6 tRNA genes are annotated in these 740 nt (G+C 51.4%); all 6 read right to left on the reverse strand.

The features are described from left to right. Positions 1-88: 88 nt before the first annotated feature. Positions 89-172, reverse strand: a tRNA-Tyr gene (locus V179_RS0105555). A gap of 15 nt (positions 173-187) precedes the next feature. Next, positions 188-260, reverse strand: a tRNA-Phe gene (locus V179_RS0105560). Positions 261-303: 43 nt separating this feature from the next. Beyond that, positions 304-380, reverse strand: a tRNA-Asp gene (locus tag V179_RS0105565). 3 nt (positions 381-383) lie between these two features. Continuing rightward, a tRNA-Met gene (locus V179_RS0105570) sits at positions 384-457 on the reverse strand. A 34-nt stretch (positions 458-491) separates the two neighbouring features. Next, positions 492-584: transfer RNA gene (locus V179_RS0105575), tRNA-Ser, on the reverse strand. 10 nt (positions 585-594) lie between these two features. Then, a tRNA-Ile gene (locus tag V179_RS0105580) sits at positions 595-671 on the reverse strand. Positions 672-740: the final 69 nt, after the last annotated feature.

Genomic DNA, 740 nt, shown 5'->3' on the forward strand with positions numbered 1-740 from the left:
CTATAGCCCAATAATATAAAATAAATGGGTTCACAACCTTCTTCGGAACTTCCGAAGACCTCTATATTTAAACTATACGATGATGGAATGGTGGAGGGGGGCAGATTCGAACTGCCGAACCCGAAGGAGCGGATTTACAGTCCGCCGCGTTTAGCCACTTCGCTACCCCTCCAGATTATGTTCATGATGGCTCAGGACGGAATCGAACCGCCGACACAAGGATTTTCAGTCCTTTGCTCTACCGACTGAGCTACTGAGCCACACAATGTATATCAACAGTAGGTGATCCTACTAGAATAAAAATGGCGGTCCGGACGGGACTCGAACCCGCGACCTCCTGCGTGACAGGCAGGCATTCTAACCAACTGAACTACCGGACCAGATTGCGGGGACAGGATTTGAACCTGCGACCTTCGGGTTATGAGCCCGACGAGCTACCGGACTGCTCCACCCCGCGACGATATGAATTGTGTGATATTTTTTAAAAAAAGTGGAGGAGGTAGAGGGATTCGAACCCCCGCGGGATTTGACTCCCCTGTCGGTTTTCAAGACCGATCCCTTCAGCCGGACTTGGGTATACCTCCGAATAAATAGTGGTGGATCTTGTAGGACTCGAACCTACGACCAGACGGTTATGAGCCGTCTGCTCTAACCAGCTGAGCTAAAGATCCTTCATGACTTGGTAGCGGCAGAGGGGATCGAACCCCCGACCTCACGGGTATGAACCGTACGCTCTAGCC

Source organism: Bacillus cihuensis (assembly GCF_000504145.1).
GTDB classification, from domain to species: domain Bacteria; phylum Bacillota; class Bacilli; order Bacillales; family DSM-1321; genus Peribacillus; species Peribacillus huizhouensis.